This window comes from Methylocystis borbori (genome assembly GCF_036576025.1).
GTDB classification, from domain to species: Bacteria; Pseudomonadota; Alphaproteobacteria; order Rhizobiales; family Beijerinckiaceae; genus Methylocystis; species Methylocystis borbori.
Genome location: NZ_JAZHYN010000007.1, coordinates 39,419 through 56,137 on the forward strand (window position 1 = coordinate 39,419; position 16,719 = coordinate 56,137).

Annotated in this window: 17 protein-coding genes and 1 tRNA gene; 7 read left to right on the plus strand and 11 right to left on the minus strand. The window is 62.1% G+C overall.

Annotation, left to right across the window (positions count from 1 at the left end; genetic code table 11):
* Positions 1–26: 26 nt before the first annotated feature.
* A complete protein-coding gene (locus V3H18_RS03835) occupies positions 27–1,202 on the minus strand; it encodes a cysteine desulfurase family protein (protein WP_332080583.1) in 1,176 nt (391 codons plus the stop codon).
* Between the two features lie 535 nt (positions 1,203–1,737).
* Here V3H18_RS03835 and V3H18_RS03840 point away from each other — a divergent pair.
* From V3H18_RS03840 to V3H18_RS03850, 3 genes are read left to right on the plus strand one after another with little or no spacing between them, the layout of a single operon-like run.
* The gene (locus V3H18_RS03840; RefSeq protein ID WP_332080584.1) at positions 1,738–2,043 is read left to right on the plus strand and encodes a type II toxin-antitoxin system TacA family antitoxin; all 306 of its coding nucleotides are present in this window, start codon (positions 1,738–1,740) and stop codon (positions 2,041–2,043) included.
* A gap of 23 nt (positions 2,044–2,066) precedes the next feature.
* Positions 2,067–2,567 carry a GNAT family N-acetyltransferase gene (locus tag V3H18_RS03845; RefSeq protein WP_332080586.1) on the plus strand — a complete coding sequence of 167 codons (501 nt, stop codon included), beginning with the start codon at positions 2,067–2,069 and terminating at the stop codon, positions 2,565–2,567.
* Entirely contained in the window at positions 2,564–4,240 is a 1,677-nt protein-coding gene (locus V3H18_RS03850) for a recombinase family protein (protein WP_332080587.1), read from the plus strand. The genes V3H18_RS03845 and V3H18_RS03850 overlap by 4 nt, the downstream gene beginning before the upstream one ends.
* Here the strand turns inward: V3H18_RS03850 and V3H18_RS03855 are convergent.
* A tRNA-Arg gene (locus V3H18_RS03855) sits at positions 4,211–4,287 on the minus strand. The two genes, V3H18_RS03850 and V3H18_RS03855, sit on opposite strands and share 30 nt — an antisense overlap.
* Positions 4,288–4,448: 161 nt before the next feature.
* Here V3H18_RS03855 and V3H18_RS03860 point away from each other — a divergent pair.
* From V3H18_RS03860 to V3H18_RS03870, 3 genes are all read left to right on the plus strand, one after another.
* Entirely contained in the window at positions 4,449–5,216 is a 768-nt protein-coding gene (locus tag V3H18_RS03860) for an alpha/beta fold hydrolase (protein ID WP_332080588.1), read from the plus strand.
* 68 nt (positions 5,217–5,284) lie between these two features.
* Complete coding sequence (gene cysE / locus V3H18_RS03865; RefSeq protein WP_332080589.1) at positions 5,285–6,124, plus strand: serine O-acetyltransferase; 840 nt, start codon at positions 5,285–5,287, stop codon at positions 6,122–6,124.
* 1 nt (position 6,125) lies between these two features.
* On the plus strand, positions 6,126–6,740 hold the full coding sequence (locus tag V3H18_RS03870) for a hypothetical protein (RefSeq protein WP_332080591.1): 615 nt from the start codon (positions 6,126–6,128) through the stop codon (positions 6,738–6,740).
* Between the two features lie 721 nt (positions 6,741–7,461).
* Here the strand turns inward: V3H18_RS03870 and V3H18_RS03875 are convergent.
* Positions 7,462–9,063 carry an RNA-directed DNA polymerase gene (locus V3H18_RS03875; RefSeq protein ID WP_332080592.1) on the minus strand — a complete coding sequence of 534 codons (1,602 nt, stop codon included), beginning with the start codon at positions 9,061–9,063 and terminating at the stop codon, positions 7,462–7,464.
* A 67-nt stretch (positions 9,064–9,130) separates the two neighbouring features.
* A complete protein-coding gene (gene parC, locus V3H18_RS03880; protein WP_332080593.1) occupies positions 9,131–11,401 on the minus strand; it encodes a DNA topoisomerase IV subunit A in 2,271 nt (756 codons plus the stop codon).
* A gap of 244 nt (positions 11,402–11,645) precedes the next feature.
* Between parC and V3H18_RS03885 the strand changes: the two genes are divergently transcribed.
* A complete protein-coding gene (locus V3H18_RS03885; protein WP_332080594.1) occupies positions 11,646–11,888 on the plus strand; it encodes a hypothetical protein in 243 nt (80 codons plus the stop codon).
* A 90-nt stretch (positions 11,889–11,978) separates the two neighbouring features.
* On the opposite strand, the gene recO is transcribed toward V3H18_RS03885, so the two are convergent.
* The 7 genes from recO to V3H18_RS03920 form a co-directional block, all read right to left on the minus strand.
* A complete protein-coding gene (recO, locus tag V3H18_RS03890; protein ID WP_332080595.1) occupies positions 11,979–12,701 on the minus strand; it encodes a DNA repair protein RecO in 723 nt (240 codons plus the stop codon).
* 21 nt (positions 12,702–12,722) lie between these two features.
* Positions 12,723–12,950 carry a DUF1737 domain-containing protein gene (locus tag V3H18_RS03895; RefSeq protein WP_332080596.1) on the minus strand — a complete coding sequence of 76 codons (228 nt, stop codon included), beginning with the start codon at positions 12,948–12,950 and terminating at the stop codon, positions 12,723–12,725.
* Positions 12,951–13,030: 80 nt separating this feature from the next.
* Entirely contained in the window at positions 13,031–13,957 is a 927-nt protein-coding gene (gene era, locus V3H18_RS03900; RefSeq protein ID WP_332080597.1) for a GTPase Era, read from the minus strand.
* Complete coding sequence (gene rnc / locus V3H18_RS03905; RefSeq protein WP_332080598.1) at positions 13,954–14,652, minus strand: ribonuclease III; 699 nt, start codon at positions 14,650–14,652, stop codon at positions 13,954–13,956. Before rnc ends, era begins: the two co-directional genes overlap by 4 nt.
* 18 nt (positions 14,653–14,670) lie before the next feature.
* On the minus strand, positions 14,671–15,444 hold the full coding sequence (gene lepB / locus V3H18_RS03910) for a signal peptidase I (protein WP_332080599.1): 774 nt from the start codon (positions 15,442–15,444) through the stop codon (positions 14,671–14,673).
* A gap of 71 nt (positions 15,445–15,515) precedes the next feature.
* The gene (acpS, locus tag V3H18_RS03915; RefSeq protein WP_332080600.1) at positions 15,516–15,914 is read right to left on the minus strand and encodes a holo-ACP synthase; all 399 of its coding nucleotides are present in this window, start codon (positions 15,912–15,914) and stop codon (positions 15,516–15,518) included.
* On the minus strand, positions 15,911–16,666 hold the full coding sequence (locus V3H18_RS03920) for a pyridoxine 5'-phosphate synthase (RefSeq protein ID WP_332080601.1): 756 nt from the start codon (positions 16,664–16,666) through the stop codon (positions 15,911–15,913). Before V3H18_RS03920 ends, acpS begins: the two co-directional genes overlap by 4 nt.
* Between the last annotated feature and the right edge of the window lie 53 nt (positions 16,667–16,719).

Consider the following 16,719-nt stretch of genomic DNA (forward strand, 5'->3'; position numbering starts at 1 on the left):
GATGCAACTTTCGATAATCGCTTCGGCTACGCTGCCGCGGTTTCCGACGCCTCGTGCTCGCGGATACGGTTCACCGCCCTCGCAACGCGTTCGGCCGCAACTTCAATTTCCGCCCGGGTGTTGAACCGGCCGAACCCAATGCGCAACGTGCTCGCGGCATCGGATTCGCTTAGGCCGATGGCCAATAGGACATGCGACGGCTGCAAGACCCCGGCGCTGCATGCGGCGTTCGTCGACAAAGCGATGTCCGGCTGCAGAGCTCCGACAACCCGATCAGCATCGCACCCCGGAAACGTAAGACTGAGATTGCCGGGAAGGCGTCTGCTCCGGTCACCATTCACGCGCGCATCGGGACAGTGCGCGAGAACGATCTCGAGGAAGAGATTGCTGAGCGCGACGGCGGCTCGCGTATCTCGCTCAAGTTCGTCGCATGCGATATTGCTAGCCGCGCCGAACGCGACGCATAAGGCGGGAGAAATGGTGCCGGACCGAAACCCGCGCTCTTGACCGCCACCCCAGAAGAGCGGCTCCAGAATAACAGGGCTTTCCTCAGAGATGTAGAGCGCTCCCACGCCAATCGGCGCGTAGATCTTGTGTCCAGACAAGCTCATCAGGTCGACGCCGCTCGCCTTAACGTCCACGGGTATCTTTCCGACCGCTTGCGCCGCGTCAGTATGGAAAACAATGTGACGCGACCGGCAGAACGCTGCGATTTGCTCAATCGGTTGCAGGACACCGATCTCGTTGTTCGCTGCCATAATCGAGACTAGACAGGTCTCTTGTGTGATCGCGGCTTCCACCGTTGCGGGGTCGAGGAGACCGTTCGCATCGACGGGCAAGACATCCACACGGAATCCGTTGCGCGCCAAATAGCCCACCGTCTCTAGGACGCACTTATGCTCAGTGGCGCAAGTGATGATGTGGTTGCCGCGGCGATGCGGCGATCGAGCGACGCCCTGAAGCGCGAGGTTGTTCGCTTCGGTGGCCCCGGACGTGAAAACAATATCTTGCGGGCGCGCGCCGATTAGCGCGGCGACCTTCGCACGTGCGTCTTCGACCGCGATTGCAGCGCGCCGTCCAACGAAATGTTCTGAGTGCGGATTTCCAACGAAGCTCCTTTCGAGGAGCGGCAACATGGCATCACGCACCCGCGGATCGGTGGGCGTCGTGGCTTGATTATCGAGGTAAATCGAATCGGGCATCGCACCCCCTCACGGCTTCCGGAATTGATGGCCTCTCAGCGAGAGGCAGGCAAGTGTTCTTTTTTTGTTCTCGATCATTACGACGGTCCTTTCCGCGCCTTGCCGGGGTCTCGTTCGTTCCGGCCAAGTCGGAAAACCCGCCAAGTTCCTGTCTTTATACGCTATGGCACGACGCGCGACAGTTCTTGTTGCCGGAGCTACCGTCGATGATTTCAGTAAGATATGGCCCAGAAGCGATGCGTGCGCCGGCCTCTACCCGGCGTCCCTGAAGATCTTTTCGACTATGCCTGCCCCGCCGCCCCACGTGCGAGCAGGTTGCGAGTGTCTTCGGAGAAACCGATCAGGGTGGTGGACGACTGGCCTGAGATAGTGCCGATCACCGAGGCTGAGCTGCGGGTAATGGAAGGCCACTTCGTCGAAGAGCTTGACACGATCTTCGGACCGCGCCTGAGCGCGGGTGAGAAAAAACCTTGAATTGTTAGTCTATATGACGTACATTGTTGGGGAAACGTAGACCAGTGTCAGGAGTGACCCAATGCCGCGCAAACAGCCCAAGATCGAACGGGAAACGCCTAACCGCGTCGAGCGCCTCGGATTCCGGCTCGACGAAGAGACGAAGGATCTTATCGAGCGGGCCGCCCACCTCTCGCGGCGCAAGGTCAGCGACTTCTGCGTGACCGCGCTCACCGACACCGCACGCCGGACGATCGCCGAGCATGAGACATTGGTGCTGTCCGATCGGGATCGCGCGGCATTCTTCGACGCGCTGGTCAAACCGCCTGAGCCGAGCGAGCGGCTGGTCCGCGCCCTGGCCGAGCACAAGCGCCGGGTTGCTTCCTGAGCATGGCGGCGTCTCGGCCAGATTTGAAGATCGAGGCGCTCGCGTCGCATCACGACCGGGACGGCTTTGCCTGCGGCGTCGACAGCCTCGACCGTTATCTCCGGACACAGGCAAGCCAAGATGTGCGGCGCAAGGCGAATGGGGTCTTCATTCTAGTCGAGCCTGACAAGCCGGATGTCGTGCTGGGCTATTATACGCTGTGCGCGACCGGCGTGGCGCAGGGCGACGTGCCGGCCGCCGCCCGCAAGCACATCCCGCGCTATCCTCTGGTCAGCGCCACGCTGGTCGGACGTCTGGCGGTCTCGGAGGCCCGGCAAGGCGAGCGCCTGGGCGCGATGCTTCTCGCCGACGCTGTGCGGCGCGCTTATGCGAGCGCGGCCACGGTCGGTTCTTCAATGCTGGTGGTAGATGCCATCAGCGAGCGCGCCGCCGCCTTCTATGAGGGAAACGGTTTCGTGCGCCTGCCCGATTCGCTTCGGTTGGTGCTGCCGATGCACGCGATCCAGCGACTGGTGGAACCATGACCGACCCAGCACCTGCATCGCCTGACGCTACGCCTGGGGTTGCCAAGGCGGCGCTCTATTTGCGCGTCTCGACCGGACGGCAGGCGGAGAGCGATCTGTCGATTCCCGATCAGCGCCGGCAGATTACGGCCTATTGTGTCGCCAAGGGCTGGAACGTCGCGGCTGAATTCGTTGAGCCAGGTAACACCGCTACTGATGATCGCCGGCCGGCATTCCAGGCGATGATCGACGCTGCGCTTGTGAAGCCGCCGACTTTCACCGTTATCGTCGTGCACTCTTTCTCGCGCTTCTTCCGCGATCAATTCCAGTTCGAATTCTATGTCCGCAAACTGGCCAAGAATGGCGTGCGTTTGATTTCCATCACGCAGGACCTCGGCGACGATCCGATGAGCGTGATGATGCGCCAGATCATGACGCTGTTCGACGAATACCAGTCGAAAGAGAACGCCAAGCACACCCTGCGCGCTATGAAGGAAAATGCGCGTCAGGGCTACTGGAACGGCGCGTTGCCGCCAATCGGGTACCGCATCGTGGCCGCCGAGCAACGCGGTGCGAAAATTAAGAAGAAGCTGGAGATCGATCCGATCCACGCTGACACGGTGCGCCTGATCTACAAGCTGGCACTCAATGGTGACGGCGACAGCGGCCCGATGGGAATCAAGTCGATCACCACCTATCTCAACGAGCGCGACATCCGCACCCGTGACGGCGGCCGCTGGGGCATCGCCTCGGTGCATCAGATCCTAACGCGCACGACCTATATCGGCGAGCATCGGTTCAACACGCGCGACCACAAGACCCGCGTGGCGAAGCCTGACGCCGAACACGCGGTCATGGCTGTGCCACCGATCATCACCGAGGCGGAGTATCACGCGGTCCAGGCGGCGCTGAAGGCGCGTAGCCCACAATGGATGCCGCCCCGCGCTGTAAGCGGTCCAACCCTGCTAACTGGAATCTGCTTCTGCGCGTCCTGCGGCGGCGCGATGACCCTGCGGACCGGCAAGGGCAGCGCAGGCGGCATGTATCGCTATTACACCTGCTCGACGAAAGCGCGGCAGGGCGAGCGTGGTTGTCGCGGTCTGACCGTGCCGATGGACAAGCTCGACCGCGCCGTCGTCGATCATCTGGAGTGGCGGCTGCTCGATCCGGCGCGTTTGACGACAATGATGGATCAATTGCTTGAACGGCGTGAGGAATGGAATGAACGCCGTCGCGGACACATCGCAGAGCTGCGCAAGCGCGCCGCCGAAGCGGAAGCGAAGTTGAAGCGTCTTTACGAAGCGATTGAGAACGGCGTAGTCGACATGGCCGACCCGTCGTTGAAAGATCGCATTGCAGAACTCACCGCGGTGCGCGACCAGGCGCAGACTGACGCGGAGCGCGCGGCTTCAGCGGTGGAGCGACTCGGGCCCGCGATCACGTCGGACAGTTTGCGGCGGTTCGCGCTCGCCGCTCGCCGCAAGCTACGGAACGAAGATGGAACCTATCGGCGGGACCACTTGCGTGCGCTAGCGCAACGCGTCGAAGTCGTCGACCCGAGCGAAATTCGCATCATGGGCTCGAAAACCGAACTGCTACGGACACTTGCCGCCGCTGCGAGCGTAGAATCGGCGACTGTTGGCGTTCGCAGTTTTATACCGAAGTGGCGCGCCCGAAAGGATTCGAACCTCTGACCCCCAGATTCGTAGTCTGGTGCTCTATCCAGCTGAGCTACGGGCGCATGCGCCGGCCAAATCCCCGCGCTCGAGACGGGCGTAGTGCGGCGCGCCCGCTCGTTTAGCGGCAAGCGCCGCGAATAGCAAGAGCGCTTACTTTCGGCCCCGCCCGGCCTTGCGCCCATCGCACAAGTATTTAGATAAAAGGACCTAAACAGGATTTGTAATGGAAACGTTCCTCTCGGATGGCGTCGAGATAGCCTATGTGGATTTCGAGCCTTTAGCGCAAGATCGCGGCGAGCCTATCGTGCTCGTCCATGGCTTCGCCTCGACCCACGCCGTGAACTGGCTGTTTACGCAATGGGTCAAGACGCTGACCGAGGACGGCCGCCGGGTGATCGTCTTCGACAATCGCGGCCATGGCCAGTCCGCCAAGCTTTACGATCCCGCGCTCTTCAGTCTCGATCTGATGGCGGGAGACGTCGTGCATCTGCTCGATCATCTCTCCATCCCCCGCGCCGACATCATGGGCTATTCGCTCGGCGGGCGCATCGCCACGGTTCTGGCGATCGCTGCGCCCGAGCGCGTCCGCTCGCTCATCCTTGGCGGCATCGGCGAAAATCTCATCGCAAGCTCAGGCCTGCCGGGCGGCCTCGCCGAAGCCATGGAGGCCGAGCGCATCGAGGATGTCGACGATTCCATGCTCAAGATTTTCCGCGGCTTCGCCGAAGCCACGCGCAGCGATCTCAACGCGCTCGCGGCCTGCGTGCGCGGGGCGCGCAAAGCCATCGACCCCGCCCTGCTCGCGACGATCGGCGCCCCGACGCTGATCTGCGTCGGCACGCGCGACGATGTCGCCGGCGATCCGCATCCGCTCGGCGCGCTGTTTCGCGACGTGCGCGTCGTGGATATCCCCGGCCGCGACCATAATCGCGCCGTGGGCGATCGCCTCTTCAAACAGGCGGCCCTGGAATTTCTCGATACGCGGCCCTAAGCCGGTGGCATGCGGCGTGCTATGATCCCGCGCGACCCGCTGTGACGTTGATGCGAGAGGAGAGGCGGATGGGCGCCGAGACGCGCGAACAGGGCGCGAAAATCATCGATTTCGCGCAAAGCGACCCATTTTTCGCCCGGCTGCGCGCCGAGGCCGAGGAGACGCTGCGCCGCGAGCCGGAGCTCGGCGGCTTTCTCTATCCCGCGATCCTCGCCCAGACCGGCGTCGCCGGCGTCGTCGCCCATCGGGTTGCCCAGCGGCTCGACCGGCCGGAGGCGCCCTACGCCGCCATTCGCCAGGCCTTCGACCAAATGCTCGCGCGCGAGCCGGCGGCGGTCGACGCCTTCCGCGCCGATCTGCTGGCGGTTCTGGAGCGCGACCCCGCCTGCACCCGGCTCATCGAGCCCGCCCTCTATTTCAAGGGCTTCCATGCGCTGCAGACCTATCGGCTGGCGCATTGGCTGTGGAAGAGCGGCCGCAGCGATTTCGCGCTGACGCTGCAAAGCCTCTCCTCGCAGATTTTCCAGGTCGACATCCATCCCGCCGCCGTCATCGGCAAGGGCCTCTTCATCGACCATGCGACCGGCGTCGTCGTCGGCGCGACGAGCGTCGTCGAAGACCAGGTGTCGATGCTGCATGGCGTGACGTTAGGGGGCACCGGCAAGGCCCGGGGCGACCGCCATCCGAAGGTCAGGCGCGGCGTCTTGATCGGCGCCGGCGCGAAAATTCTCGGCAATATAGAGATCGGCTCCTGCGCCTTGATCGCGGCCGGCTCGGTCGTGCTCGACTCCGTGCCGCCCAACAAGACGGTCGCCGGCGTGCCGGCCCGCATCGTCGGCGACAATGGCTGCGCCGAACCGGCGACGACGATGGATCAGGTTCTCGCCGTGCTCGATTCGGGGCTGTAACATGCGCAAATTCCTGTTTGAGACCGCGCCTCTCCTGGCCGCGGGGGTTCTTCTTGCGGCCGACGTTCTCTTCGCGCCGCGCGCGGCGCAAGCGGCCGGCTGGCATTATTACGATCCCGAATGCCCGATCGCGCTTGGCGAAAAGACGATGAAATTCGTCGCCATGCAGCCGAAGAAAAACATCGACCGCGAATGCGTCGCGCTGCCCGATATCGGCCCGAGCGTCATCGTGCTCGACGCATCGGACAATGAATTGCGCGACATGAATTGGGACATTCGCATTCTGCGCGGCAAGGGGCCGAATGGCGACGCCGATCCAGAGGCCGATGTCGTCGGCCGCCTGCCCATTCAGAAATTTCGCAACGGCATGGTGAATTTCGACCAGAATTTTAGAGAGCCCGGCGCCTATGTGCTCTATGCGAAGCTGACGAGCGACGACGGCGCCAAGAGTTTTGTGGGCCGCCATCCCTTTTCGGTCGGCCTCGTCACCGACGAGGAACTCTATCTCTATATCGCCTTCGCGGTTTTCGCCGTCGTGGTCGGCGCCGCAACCTTTGCGCTGTGGCGCCAGGGCAAGCTTGGATTCAAGATTCCGGATTTTTCGAAGACGGATTGAGGGGCGCCGAACCACCATACATATCGGTGGCACTAACCAGATAGTGTGAGTTCGGAAATGATCCGAATCACCTCTTCCAATAGGTCGTACGCAGGTTGGCCCGCGACCTCCCTAGCAAATGCCTCCATGGAAAGTGTTACGCTTGTTCCGCGCCTAGAATTTATCACTTCTAGTGCGGAAGGGACTGTCCCAGTGCTGTTCATATGAAGAGCGGCATAAATTACTAACTGGCGAAACTCGTACGCCCGAAAGGGCCGGTCCCCATCCTTGAGTTCAATTAACTTCAGGTCTTGGGTAATCGCGTCTCCATGACATGTATTAATGATGCCGCAACCCGGATAACTAGGATCAAGAAATACGGGTGATTTTTGTAAAATGAACAACTGCTGGTGCATCCGCAAACTTAAGTCTGAAATTTCCCTATAGTCGTCTTCTCTTATGGATGCGCTATCAATTGAAGCCGCTGCTTTAGCTACGCCTTCCATTGAACGAAGATACTCAGTGCATTTGGCAGGGCCTGCTCCACTCGAAATGCCGTTCGCCAAAAGCTGAAAGGAAATGCGATTAATGTCCGCTCTTGACCCGGGCAGTGATCTCGTTTGAAGCTCAGGGAAGTTGCGATTGGATAAGCGTAGGTTCGCTTTGCGAACGAATAGCTCCATTGTTGGAGTCAAAGTCCGCCACAAGGAATTATACCGTTTTGCGAAGCGCGTTTCGGAGATCACAGCGGTATCTGCCAGCCAGGCTGCGAAAATTTCTGTTCTGCCCAGCCTTTGACTAGCTTTTCGGACTCGGAAAATTCACGTCGTATGTTTCGGCGCCAATGTTCCCCCTCATCTTCCAAACCAAAGCTGGCAATTAGAAATGCCCTCCGCTCAACAGGGGACAAAGTGCGGAAGCGCTTTTGAAGGTCCGAGAGCCAATGCCAGTCGTCCCACTTGGCGAGACATAATATGATGTCGCGCTTGACCGCTTCATTCCGCTCAGATCGAAAAATTTTATAAAATAGGTAGCGAGTCTCTTCATCCTTCCGCAACGAAAGTAAGCGAATCGCATATTGCAGCATGAGGTCCAAAACCATTACCCTTGATTGGTCGACAATTAGGCCGCGCACTCGTGTGCTAATTGCGAGCTGGGTTGGCTCAGAAAGACGGTCAAACACCTCCTTCGCGCATATGAGAACGTTATGGTAAACGGGATACAAAATGTCTTCATTCTCAATCAAAGTCTTTATGGCGTCGTCCAGTAACGAACCATCTAAATAGCTTGTCAGAGAAATCAACCTACGCGCCAAAGTTATATCCACGCGAGACTTCTTGAGCTCGGCGCGGATGATTTCCATCACTGGATATTTTTCAAGTTCTGCCCTCAGTAGCTCGTAGTCCTCGTCGGCTGTCGCCGAGTATGGATCGAAATGCATATTGATCGACATAAGGGCCTGCCGCGCTGCTCCTAAAGGCGCCCCAATATCATCATCATCATGAACCAGCGGGTTACTGGCAAAAAACTCCGCAGAAGTCATGATGCGCGTCTTGGATTTCTGAAGCTGTAGACCTTGGTTGTCGATCAGAAGCCTTGTCAAAATTACCAGCGCCTGAAAACTCTTGTCAGGGGTTTCTGTAAATAGGAAATAGTCGTCCGCGTAGCGGACGAAATCAATTTCGTTTGCCAGCAACAAGCCGTCAATCTGAGTAAGAACCAACTCTGAAATGAGCCGAGAGGCAGGGCCTCCAATTGGAATGCCGAAAGAATAAGTGTTTGATAGGTTTGACAAGAAGGCTTTGATCCGCGGATAGACATATCCACTCTCTGGGAGATGAAGGATGGCGTTTTCGATACGATGATGATTTATCCTGAGATAGAACTCGGATATATCACAACTCACTACAAACGCTTTTTCAGCCGCTTTTTGAAGTGCTTTCTCAATAAAATGTCGCCAATTTATATCACGATTGAAGCAAGTTTCAGTGGTGTCGTCCCAGCGGTATCTATAAGAATATACCCTATCGGGATCCACACTATTTCGCGCAGCTTCAATTTTATCGGCGATTGACAACACCCAGCTTAGATAAAGTGCGTTCCAAAGAGGATCGATTTGGACCGCCCACCGAAATCCCGTGTAGCCTACGGGTGCAAGCGCTCCAATGTTTGCCGGTGGCTGCTCCGCTAAACTTCGTGGAACATCGGCGTCGAGCGCTGCAAGGATCGCAACTGCGTCATCAAGCTTGTCATGCAACACATGATTTTCTATGGGAAACGGAAATATATCGGTGTCGCCATGGCGAACAATGTTCCGAATTGCGCGACGATAGAACTGATCCATGTGTTCCCACCAGCCCAGTTTTAAAATAGATCACATTTCCATGAACTTGTGGCCAGCAAACGATCTCTCACCCAAATCTGTTGTTTCTCGGAAATCCCCTGGGCGGCAGTCGTCCCGCTTCAGCGCGATGGCCGATCCAGTCTTTTAGCTCGGTCCTTTCCACCGTGAAGACACGGCCGGAACTGTCCGTCCAGGTCAACCCGTCCTTCAATGCGAAAACCTTCGCGTCGGAGACGCCGCCCTCGCGATAGCGCTGCATGCGCACGCCCTTGCCGCGCGCCATGCGCGGCGCTTCGCTTAGCGGAAACACCAGGAGTTTCCTGTTCTCGCCGATGATGGCGACATGATCGCCTTGCGCTTCCGTGACGATCTTCAACCGCGCCGGCGGATCGACATTGAGCGCGGCGCGTCCCTTGCGTGTCGCCGACAGAAGATCGTCCTGGCCGACGACGAAACCGCGCCCGTCGCCCGCGACGAGCAGCAATGACGCCTCCGCGACATGCGGGAGAACGGCGACGACATCGGCGCCTTCGTCGATATCGGCGAAGAGCCGGATCGGCTCGCCATGCCCGCGCCCGCCGGGAAGCTTCGCGGCCTCTAACGTATAGGCCTTGCCGTTCGAGGCGAGCGCCAGCACCTTTGAGGTCGTCTGCGCGAAGAAGGAGGCGCCGAGTTCATCGTCGCCCTTGAACTGCAGCGTCGAGAGGTCCTGCACATGGCCCTTGAGCGCGCGAATCCAGCCCTTCTGCGAGACGACGACGGTCACCGGCTCGCGTTCGATCATCGCCTCGGCGAGATCGAGATTGACCGCCTCCGGCGCGTCCTCGAATGTCGTGCGCCTTTTGCCGATCGGCGTCTGGAGACCGTAAGTTTTTTTCAGTTCCCGCACCTGCGCGGCGATGGTCTTCCATTGCTGCGCTTCGTCGGCGAGCAGCGCGTCGATGTCCTTGCGCTCGGCGGAAAGCTCCTTGAGCTCCTTCTTGAGCTCCATTTCTTCGAGCTTGCGCAGGGCGCGCAGCCGCGTGTCGAGAATATAGTCGACCTGCAGATCGGTGAGCTTGAAGGCTTTTTTCAGCTCCGCCTTGGCGTCGTCCTCCTCGCGGATGATGCGGATCACCTCGTCGAGATTGAGGAAGACGACGACCATGCCTTCCAATTGCTCGATGCGCCGCAGGATCGCAGCGAGGCGATGGCGCGAGCGGCGCAGCAGCACGGTGCGGCGATGGTCGAGCCATTGCCGCAGCGCCTCGTCGAGCGAGACGACGCGCGGCGTCACGCCATCGACGAGCACATTCATGTTCATCGTGAAGCGCGTTTCGAGTTCGGAGAGCTTGAAGAGCGTCTCCATCATCAGCGCCGGATCGACGGTGCGCGCACGCGGCTCGAAGACGATGCGCACGTCCTCCGCCGATTCGTCGCGCACGTCGGCGACGAGCGGCAATTTGCGCTCGGAGATTAGTTCCGCGAGCTTTTCGATGAGCCGCGACTTCTGCACGCCATAGGGAATTTCGGTGACGACGGCGACCCAGCCGCCGCGCGGCAGCTCCTCCTTGATCCAGCGCGCGCGCAGGCGAAAGGAGCCGCGCCCGGTGCGATAGGTCTCGACGATCTCCTCGCGCTTGTCGACGACAATGCCGCCCGTCGGAAAATCCGGCCCCTGCACGAAGGTCAGCAATTGCTCGGCGGTGGCCTTGCGATGCGAGATGAGATAGAGCGCGGCGTCGCACAGCTCGGCGAGATTGTGCGGCGGGATCGACGTCGCCATGCCGACCGCGATCCCCTGCGCGCCATTGGCGAGAAGATTGGGGAGCGCCGAGGGCAGCACCACGGGCTCCTTCTCTTCGCCGGAATAATTGGGGATGAAGTCGATCGCGTCTTCGTCGATGCCCTCGAGCAGCAGCCGCGCGACCGCCGTCATGCGCGCTTCGGTGTAGCGATAGGCGGCGGCCGAATCGCCGTCGACATTGCCGAAATTGCCCTGCCCGTCGACGAGCGGATAGCGCGAGGAAAAATCCTGCGCGAGGCGCACCAGCGCGTCATAGATCGCCTGGTCGCCGTGCGGATGGAAGGAGCCCATCACGTCGCCAACGATTTTCGCGCATTTCTTGAAGGGCGCGCCCGGATCGAGCCGCAGAATATGCATGCCGTAAAGGATGCGCCGATGCACGGGCTTGAGCCCGTCGCGCGCGTCGGGGAGCGCGCGGCCGGTGATGGTCGAGAGCGCATAGCGCAGATAGCGTTCTTCGAGCGCCTCGCGCAGATCGACCGGCGCGACGATGCTCTCGACGCTCGCGCCCTTGCCTTTTCCGCCCGAGGGACCGCCCGCTTTTTGCGCCATTCGCCCGACCTGATTCTGTTACGCCCCGACTCGTCCTATGGCCGGCGCGTGGCGCGCGCAAGCGCGTCGCGAAGCCTTCCAATCTGGGAAAGCGCGCAAAAAGCCGACGCCGGTAGTTTTTTACAAAAAACTATGGCAGATAGACCCGCGCCGCCGCCGCGCTTTCGCCTTGGGGAAAGCTTCGCGCAGGGGCCCTCCCGGGATTTTTCCTTGGTTTTCCATGAGCTTCCGAGATATAGCGTCCATGAAAAAACTGCTTCCGCTTCTCCTCGCCGCGCTGTTTCTCACGGGCGTCTCGCAGGCTCTGGAAGGACCGAAAGTCGCGGCCTCGGGCCCGTCTCCCGCCGTGAAAGACCGGGCGCCGCAGGCGCAGGGCGCTGGCGAATCCGACATGCAGGCGGTCTGCCGCGAGGTTCTTGTGGATATCGACCCGGGCTACGGCGTCACCAGCCACGAATCGCGATTCGTTTGCGAAGAGCTTCGCTAAAGCCTGTTCATGAACATGCTTTAGCTCATTGAATTGACGCGTTTTCTACGCCGAACTGGCGTCCGCTTCGACGGAAAGCGCTTCAATCTTTCAAGCAGCGCGGGAAAAGGCGCCGATATAGAGGTCGCGCGCGGCAGGCAAGGGGACGCCGCGCGGCGCGAAGACGTCGCGCGTCAGAAAATATCCCGTGAGCCGGAAGGCGGCGACAATGTCGGCGCAAGGCGGCGCGAGCGCGTCATCCTGAAGGAAATTCGGATAGGGCAGCAGCTTCTCGCGCCAGGGCGCGCCGGCGGCGCGGCTCACCGCGCGGCCCGACTTCGGCGAAACATAGGCGAGGTCGTCGCGCGCGCCGGTGAGGGCGCAGCAGTCGAGATCAAGGCCGAAGCCGAGCGCGCCGAGAAGCGCCAGCTCGAATCGCGCCATCAGCGGCGCGGCGGCCCCCGGGTCGCCGAGCCGCGCGACGACGGCGTCGGCCATTTCATATAATTCCTCATGCGGATCGCGCTCGGGCAGCAGGCGCAGCAGCGCGCATAGCGCGCCGACGCCGTGAAGCGCCGCGGCGCGATCGAGAAAATGCGCCGCGCGCGCCGCGAGCGGCTCCACCGTATAAGCGCCGAGATGGTCTTCGAGCCGCGCGCGCCAATGGGCGACGACGAGGTTGCCGGGCTGCAGAATGGGACGCAGCGTCCGCGAGCGGCCGCCGCGCACGAGGCCGAGGTGGCGGCCGTGGGCGCGCGTCATCAGCTCCAGAATGACGGATGTTTCGCCATGCCGGCGCGCGCCGATGACAAGGCCGTCGTCCCGCCAGTCCATGCGTCGCTTGGGTCCGCCTCCCTATAAATCCGCGAGCTTCACATCGGCGCTATACTCGGCGTCCTCGACCTCCTTGGTCAACGCCTGTCCGCAGATGACGCGGCCGGCCGTCGTGTCGAAGGTCAGGGTCGGCGAGCCATAGAGCGTCCAGCCGCGGCTCAAAGCCTCGGTGACGCGATGGCAGAAGGCGGCGTCGTCCGGGCCGGTGAGATAGCGATAGGCGGTGAAGCGTTTCTTGTTCTTCGACATGTGAAGCGCCCCTCTTCCGGCGGGCCGGGCGAGAGCAATCGAGGAGAATCGGCGCAGAGCCCGCGCTTTTCCGCGTGATACTACTCGCCTTTTGGAAACTCCAGCCGCATTTCGCGATAGCGCTCCGGGTCGTCCGCCCAGTTTTCGCGCACTTTCACGAAAAGGAAGAGATGGACGGGCTGCTCCGCCGCCTCGGCGATGTCGCGCCGCGCCGCTTGGCCGATGGCCTTGATGGTGCGCCCGCCCTCGCCGATCACGATCTTCTTCTGGCTGTCGCGCGCGACAAAGATCGTCTGTTCGATGCGCGCCGAGCCGTCCTTCTGATTAGTCCAGGAATCGGTCTCGACCGTCGATTGATAGGGCAGTTCGTCGTGCAGCCGCTCGTAGATTTTCTCGCGGGTGATCTCGGCGGCGAGGAGCCGCAACGGCGCGTCGGAAAGCTGATCTTCGGGATAGAGCCAGGGCGAAGGCTTCATGCGCTTCGCCAAGGCCTGGCGCAGATCGGCGACGCCGTCGCCGTTGAGCGCCGAGATCATAAAGGTCTCGTCGAAGGTCTCGCGTGCGTTGAGCGTCTGCGCGAGCGCGAGCAGCCTTTCGCGCGCAATGAGGTCGATCTTGTTGAGGACGAGAAGCTTTGGCGCCTTCGCCTCTTTAAGACGCTCGAGGATGGCCTCGACTTCTTCGTCGATTCCCTTGCGCGCGTCGACGAGGAGCGCAATGACGTCGGCGTCCGAAGCGCCCGAGAGCGCGCTCGCCACCATGGCGCGATCGAGCCGGCGCTTCGGCTTGAAAATGCCGGGCGTGTCGACGAGGATGATCTGCGCCGCGCCTTCGATGGCGATGCCGCGCACGAGCGCGCGCGTCGTCTGCGCCTTGCGCGAGACGATCGAGACTTTCGCGCCGACGAGCTGATTGAGCAGCGTCGATTTGCCGGCGTTGGGCGCGCCGACAAGCGCCGCGAAGCCGCAGCGCGTCTGTTCCGGCAAAGATTGCGCCGCTTCGCTCATATCCGATCCTTCGCTTCCCGCGCCAGAAACGCCGCCGCCGCGGCTTGTTCGGCGCTGCGCTTCGAGGCCCCGGCGCCCGGCGCCGGCTCAAACCCCTTGACCTCGACCGCGACCTCGAAAGAGGGCGCATGATCCGGCCCGCTGCGCCCCATTACTAGATAGCGCGGCGCCGCGAGGCCGCGCGCCTGCGCCCATTCCTGCAGCCGCGTCTTGGCGTCGCGTAGATCCGCGCCCCCCGACGCCGCCATGCGGGCGCGAAAGGCGCCCCGCACGACTTCCTCGGCGGCGACCGCACCGCCGTCGAGGAAGACCGCGCCGATGATCGCCTCGCAAATATCGCCCAGCAGCGCGCGCTTCTGGCGCCCGCCCGTCTGCGCCTCGCCCTCGCCGAGCCGCATATGGGGACCGACGCCCCATTCCTCGGCGACTTCCGCGCAGGTTTCCTTGCGCACCAGCGCCGCCAGGCGGCGGGACAATTCCCCTTCGCTCTCGTCGGGGAAAGCCTCGCAGAGCATATGAGCGACGGCGAGGCCAAGCACGCGGTCGCCGAGGAACTCGAGCCTTTCATATGAGTCGCGGCGCGCCGGCGCGGCGCTCACATGGGTCAGCGCCTGACGCAGCAAGGCAAGATCGGCGAAGCCGTGCCCGACGCGCTTTTGCAGCGCCCCGAGCCCCTCCTCCCGGCCGCGCGTCATCTCAGGCTGCGCGAGAGGTCAATGCACGGGCCGAAACAGCCGGTCCCAACGCACCGACCAAGGCCAGCGCCAGAAGGCGAGCGCCGACTCGTCCTTCTTGACGGAGAAGAAGATGATCTCGGCGCGGCCGACGAGATTGACGAAGGGCACATAGCCGACGCCGCCGAGCTCCGGCCCGATGCGGGAATCGGTCGAATTGTCGCGATTGTCGCCCATCATGAAATAATGATCGCGCGGCACGACGAAGAGCTCGGTGCTGTCGTTGATGCCGTGATCGCCCTCGAGCTCGATGATCGTATGCTCGACGCCCGGATGATCGCCGTCGGAAGGCAGCGTCTCCTTGTAGGTCGCGACCGCGATCTCGCGGCCGTCGCGCGCTTCGGTCTGCGCCTTTTCGATCGGCTCGCGCGGCACGATGACGCCATTGATGTAAAGGCGCCCGTCGATCACCTGAATGCGGTCGCCCGGCAGGCCGATGACGCGCTTGATATAGTCGGTCTCATTGTCGCGCGGCAGCTTGAAGACCACCACGTCGCCGCGCTGAGGCGGCGAGGCGAGGATGCGGCCGGAGAAAATATCGGGGCCGAAGGGCATGGAGTAATTTGAGTAGCCGTAAGCGTATTTCGAGACGAAGACATAATCGCCGATGAGCAGCGTCGGGATCATCGAGCCGGAAGGAATGTTGAAGGGCTGGAACAGCAGGGTGCGAATGACGAGGGCGATCGCCAGCGCCTGCAGGATCACCTTGATCGTTTCGAGAAAACCGCCTTCTTCGCCTTTTTTTTCGGCCACCGGGACGTTCCTGCTCAAGCCGGCTCACTCCTCATGCGTCGGGCGGCCTCTGGCCCGCCCCACAGCTCCGCTTACCACGCCAAAGCCTCGATGAGAACCTGCGCCTGGGCCAGAGGATATTCGTCGGTTAGCGTCAAATGGATGACCGCGCGCATGCCGGGCGGCGTCATTTGGGCGAGGCGCGCGGCCGCCCCGCCGGTCAGCGCCATGGTCGGGCGCCCCGAGGCGAGATTGACGACGCCCATGTCCTTCCAGAAGACGCCGGCGCGAATCCCCGTGCCCAGCGCCTTGGCGCAGGCCTCCTTGGCGGCGAAACGCTTGGCGTAAGAGGCGGCGCGGCCGGCCCGCCCGTCCGACTTCGCGCGCTCGACCTCGGTGAAGAGGCGCAGGACGAAGCGCTCTCCATAGCGCTCCAGCGTCCGCTCGATGCGCCGGATGTCGCAGAGATCATTGCCGAAGCCGAGAATCATGGGGCCTGCGCCCGCCCCTCCTCCATCGCCCGGCGCATGCGGGAGATCGCCTCCTCGAGGCCGACGAAAATCGCTTCGCCGATCAGGAAATGGCCGATGTTGAGCTCGACGATCTGGGGCAGCGCCGAGACCCGGCGCGCCGTGTCATAGTCGAGGCCGTGGCCGGCGTGGATTTCGAGGCCGCGCTCGGCGCCGTAAGCGGCGGCCTCGACGACGCGGGCGAATTCGCGCTCGGCGCGGTCATGGTCGCCTACTTCCACCGCATGGCACCAGGCGCCCGTATGCAGTTCGACGACCGGCGCCTTGATGGAGACGGCGGCGTCGATCGCTTCCAGGCTCGGCTCGATGAAGAGGGAGACGCGAACGCCGGCGCGGCTCAGTTCGTCGACGAAGGGGATGAAGTAATCATGCCCGCCGACCACGTCGAGGCCGCCTTCGGTCGTGCGCTCGGTGCGCTTTTCCGGCACGAGGCAGACGGCGTGCGGCGCCGTCGCGAGCGCGACGTCGAGCATCTGGTCCGTCGCCGCCATTTCGAAATTCAAGGGTTTCGAGATCGCGGCCTTGAGGCGCGCCATATCGGCGTCGGTGATGTGGCGGCGATCCTCGCGCAGATGCGCGGTGATCCCGTCGGCGCCCGCTTCGATCGCGAGCAACGCGGCGCGAACGGGGTCCGGCCGCGGGCCGCCGCGCGCGTTGCGGACGGTCGCGACATGATCGACATTGACGCCAAGGCGAAGGGGTTTGGGGCTCATGCCTTCCTATAGCGCGAGGGCGGACGGTTTGTCATTGCGCGCTCAGCGGCTCA

Coding starts and splice junctions, on each gene's coding strand:
- rnc (WP_332080598.1), bottom strand. CDS start 14,652: ATGACGCGCGGCCGGGAGGAGGGGCTCGGGGCGCTGCAAAAGCGCGTC.
- V3H18_RS03875 (WP_332080592.1), bottom strand. CDS start 9,063: ATGGATCAGTTCTATCGTCGCGCAATTCGGAACATTGTTCGCCATGGC.
- recO (WP_332080595.1), bottom strand. CDS start 12,701: ATGGACTGGCGGGACGACGGCCTTGTCATCGGCGCGCGCCGGCATGGC.
- V3H18_RS03835 (WP_332080583.1), bottom strand. CDS start 1,202: ATGCCCGATTCGATTTACCTCGATAATCAAGCCACGACGCCCACCGAT.
- parC (WP_332080593.1), bottom strand. CDS start 11,401: ATGGCGCAAAAAGCGGGCGGTCCCTCGGGCGGAAAAGGCAAGGGCGCG.
- V3H18_RS03895 (WP_332080596.1), bottom strand. CDS start 12,950: ATGTCGAAGAACAAGAAACGCTTCACCGCCTATCGCTATCTCACCGGC.
- V3H18_RS03870 (WP_332080591.1), top strand. CDS start 6,126: ATGCGCAAATTCCTGTTTGAGACCGCGCCTCTCCTGGCCGCGGGGGTT.
- V3H18_RS03860 (WP_332080588.1), top strand. CDS start 4,449: ATGGAAACGTTCCTCTCGGATGGCGTCGAGATAGCCTATGTGGATTTC.
- V3H18_RS03885 (WP_332080594.1), top strand. CDS start 11,646: ATGAAAAAACTGCTTCCGCTTCTCCTCGCCGCGCTGTTTCTCACGGGC.
- V3H18_RS03920 (WP_332080601.1), bottom strand. CDS start 16,666: ATGAGCCCCAAACCCCTTCGCCTTGGCGTCAATGTCGATCATGTCGCG.
- cysE (WP_332080589.1), top strand. CDS start 5,285: ATGGGCGCCGAGACGCGCGAACAGGGCGCGAAAATCATCGATTTCGCG.
- era (WP_332080597.1), bottom strand. CDS start 13,957: ATGAGCGAAGCGGCGCAATCTTTGCCGGAACAGACGCGCTGCGGCTTC.
- V3H18_RS03850 (WP_332080587.1), top strand. CDS start 2,564: ATGACCGACCCAGCACCTGCATCGCCTGACGCTACGCCTGGGGTTGCC.
- V3H18_RS03840 (WP_332080584.1), top strand. CDS start 1,738: ATGCCGCGCAAACAGCCCAAGATCGAACGGGAAACGCCTAACCGCGTC.
- acpS (WP_332080600.1), bottom strand. CDS start 15,914: ATGATTCTCGGCTTCGGCAATGATCTCTGCGACATCCGGCGCATCGAG.